At 68.9% G+C, this 3,115-nt stretch carries 3 protein-coding genes; all 3 read right to left on the bottom strand.

Features of this window, described 5'->3' with window-relative positions:
• Positions 1–443 (bottom strand): hypothetical protein (locus tag H5J29_RS26960; protein ID WP_220187982.1); only part of this gene is annotated, 443 nt, incomplete at its 3' end.
• A gap of 82 nt (positions 444–525) precedes the next feature.
• Positions 526–2,202 (bottom strand): energy-dependent translational throttle protein EttA, encoded by a 1,677-nt coding sequence (gene ettA, locus H5J29_RS26965; RefSeq protein ID WP_181783809.1) that lies wholly within the window; start codon positions 2,200–2,202, stop codon positions 526–528.
• A gap of 25 nt (positions 2,203–2,227) precedes the next feature.
• Positions 2,228–2,731, bottom strand: a complete 504-nt coding sequence (locus H5J29_RS26970; RefSeq protein WP_181783810.1) for a single-stranded DNA-binding protein — start codon at positions 2,729–2,731, stop codon at positions 2,228–2,230.
• Positions 2,732–3,115: the final 384 nt, after the last annotated feature.

The raw sequence follows: 3,115 nt of genomic DNA on the forward strand, positions 1-3,115 counted from the left end.
TCGGCGGCCATCGCGGCACACCGGATCAGCACCAGCCGGGCGTCGAGCCGCAGCTCGGCCGATCCGCCGGCGCCCTCGACCACCCGCCGGGCGAGCCTGCGGGCCACGGCGATGTCACCGTTGGCCTGGCTCGCCGCCGCGACCTCGACGACCAGACGCAGCCCATCGACGCCTCCCGGATCCGTACCGGTGCGCCGGCCGCCGGAGAGGACCTCCGAGAGGACCTCCGCCACCGCCCGGCGCCCGTCACCGGTCGCCGCCACCCCATGGACCCGCCAGCCCGCCGCACGCAGCCACAGCGGATCGGTCCGCGGCGTGACGTCGGCGGCGTGCCCGGCGAGTCCCGCGGTGAGATCGGGCCTGCTCCACCGCAGCGACGCCGCCACCGGTGTCAGCGCCGCTCCGGAGAACTCGTCCCCGCCGTGCCGGACCGCCTCGGTCATGCACCCTCCCGTGCAATCCGACCCACCTGGGTTCGATCCCGCTGTCTAGCCCGCCGCCGTTCCCGACGCGGGTCGATCGCTCTCAGTCACGGGTGAGCTTACGGTGTGTGACACGGTGCGGTCGCGCGGCATCCGCTCCGAGCCGGGCGACCTTGTTCTTCTCATAGGCCTCGAAGTTGCCCTCGAACCAGAACCACGCCGCCGGGTTCTCCTCCGTGCCCTCCCACGCGAGGATGTGCGTGACGACGCGGTCCAGGAACCACCGGTCGTGGGAGATCACGACAGCGCAGCCCGGGAACTGCTCCAGCGCGTTCTCCAGGGACCCGAGCGTCTCGACGTCCAGGTCGTTCGTCGGCTCGTCGAGCAGGATCAGGTTGCCACCGAGCTTGAGGGTGAGCGCAAGGTTGAGGCGATTGCGCTCGCCGCCGGACAGCACGCCCGCAGGCTTCTGCTGGTCGGGGCCCTTGAACCCGAAGGCCGCCACGTACGCCCGCGAGGGCATCTCGGTCTGCCCGACGTGGATGTAGTCCAACCCGTCCGACACGACCTCCCAGACGTTCTTCTTCGGGTCGATCCCGGCGCGGTTCTGGTCGACGTACGACAGGAGGACCGTGTCGCCCACCTTCACCTCGCCCGAGTCCGCCTTCTCGAGCCCCACGATCGTCTTGAAGAGCGTGGTCTTGCCGACACCGTTGGGGCCGATGACCCCGACGATGCCGTTGCGCGGCAGCGAGAAGGAGAGGTCCTTGATCAGCTGTCGACCGTCGAACCCCTTGTCGAGGTGGGAGACCTCGACGACCGTGTTGCCCAGGCGCGGGCCGGGCGGGATCTGGATCTCCTCGAAGTCGAGCTTCCGGTTGCGGTCCGCCTCGGCGGCCATCTCCTCGTAGCGGTCGAGCCGCGAACGGCTCTTCGCCTGGCGGGCCTTCGGGTTGGACCGCACCCAGGCCAGCTCCTCCTTGAGGCGCTTCTGCAGCTTGAGGTCCTTCTTGCCCGAGACTGCGAGCCGCTCGGCCTTCTTCTCCAGGTACGTGGAGTAGTTGCCCTCGTAGGGGAACGTGCGGCCACGGTCGAGCTCGAGGATCCACTGCGCCACGTTGTCGAGGAAGTACCGGTCGTGCGTGACGGCCAGGACGGCGCCGGCGTACGAGCTCAGGAACTGCTCCAGCCAGAGCACGCTCTCGGCGTCGAGGTGGTTGGTGGGCTCGTCCAGCAGGAGCAGATCGGGCTTCGAGAGCAGGAGCTTGCAGAGCGCCACCCGGCGCCGCTCGCCACCGGAGAGCGTGGTGACCTCGGAGTCGGGTGGGGGGCATCGCAGTGCGTCCATCGCCTGCTCGAGCTGGGAGTCCAGCTCCCAGGCATCCGCGTGGTCGAGCTCCTCCTGGAGGGTGCCCATCTCCTCCATGAGCTCGTCCGAGTAGTCCGTGGCCATCTGCTCGGCGATCTGGTTGTACCGGTCGAGCTTCTGCTTGATCTCGCCGACACCCTCCTCCACGTTGCCGAGGACGGTCTTCTCCTCGTTCAGCTCGGGCTCCTGCTGGAGGATCCCGACCGTCGCCCCGGGAGCCAGGAAGGCCTCGCCGTTGTTCGGGTGGTCCAGCCCCGCCATGATCCGCAGCACGCTCGACTTACCGGCGCCGTTGGGACCCACGACACCGATCTTCGCCCCCGGGTAGAAGCTGATCGACGCGTTGTCGAGGATGACCTTGTCGCCGTGCGCCTTGCGCACGTTCTTCATGGTGTAGATGAACTCCGGCACGAGGACGATGGTAGTTCCGGTCACTTCACGCCCCGCCGACAGGTGTGCCCACGAGCTGCTCCTCCGGCTCGACCTCCGCCGGGATCGGGCGCGGCAGTGGGGTGCCCGGCCCGTGCGGTCCCTCCGACAGCGGGGATCCGTCCTCCAGCAGACTGCCGTCCGCAGCCCGCCGCACGCGGTTGACCACCGCCATCGCGGTGTTGAGGTCCGGACCGACCGCCTCGGCCACGAGCGTGACCGCAGTGCGGGGTCGGCCCTCCTGCTCGTACTCCCGCACGTAGAGCCGGCCGAGCACCATCACCGGGTCGCCCTTGGCGAAAGAGGCCTCGACGTTCCGCCCGAGGTTCCGACGCCACACGTCGACCGACACGTAGGAGGTCGACGACTCCTTCCACTGGGCCGCTTCGCGGTCGTAGTAGGCGTGGTTGCACGCCATCCGGAACGACACGACCTCCCGGCCGCTGCCCAGTTCCCGGCGCACCGGTCGGTTCGTCAGTCGGCCGACGACCGTCGTCAGGATGTCCGTCATGGTCTTCTCCTCGCTGGCTGGTTCCGCACTCGCTGGAGCCAGCATCAGCCCTGGAGGAGGGCTCCGACGGATCGGGAGAAAACCTGTGGATGACCGCCATCGAGCGTGGACAACCCGGCCCCGGACCGGGCCGAGCACCCGTTCTTGTCGGTGGGCGGTGCTAGTGACGCCGCGCCCCCGCAGCACCTCGAACGGCACTGCGCTCATCACTGGTGTTCGGCGGTGCGGGACAACAGTGAACGAGAGTGCCGTTCGCTCACCCGGTCCGGAACTGCCGCATCATGGAGCCATAACTGTCTTCTTCTGGGGCCGCCGCGACCGTTGTGGCTCCATAATGCGCACCGGGTCGAGAACGCGAGAAAGCCCCGGAGCACATGCTCCGGG

Source organism: Pseudonocardia pini (assembly GCF_013870575.1).
Lineage (GTDB): Bacteria > Actinomycetota > Actinomycetes > Mycobacteriales > Pseudonocardiaceae > Pseudonocardia > Pseudonocardia pini.